The organism is Psychrobacter sp. 16-MNA-CIBAN-0192 (assembly GCF_040309565.1).
Taxonomy (GTDB): domain Bacteria; phylum Pseudomonadota; class Gammaproteobacteria; order Pseudomonadales; family Moraxellaceae; genus Psychrobacter.
In genome coordinates, this window is the sequence record NZ_JBEOOX010000587.1 from 1 (window position 1) to 246 (window position 246).

The window sequence follows — 246 nt, forward strand, 5'->3', positions numbered from 1 at the left end:
GTTATAAGTACCGAACTTATTTCATATTTAGCCGCGAACATCGCTAAATTAGTCGCAACTTGCTCTAAATCAATTAACCTCCCCGAAAAATATATTCCGTTACTTTCATCAATTCTAAATAAAGCATTTTTAACAGGCTTATCTATTTGAGGGCTGTCGAGTGGTCGGTTTAATTCAATAGCCACAGGTTTTACAAAAGATGTAGTTACAATAAAGAAAATTAGTAAAATGAACACTATGTCTAAC

General features: G+C 32.9%; 1 protein-coding gene. It reads right to left on the reverse strand.

Annotated elements, in window-relative coordinates; all coding sequences use genetic code 11:
• On the reverse strand, nt 1-185 hold a 185-nt coding region (locus AAEY78_RS14495), incomplete at its 3' end, for a hypothetical protein (protein WP_352340147.1).
• Nucleotides 186-246 lie beyond the last annotated feature (61 nt).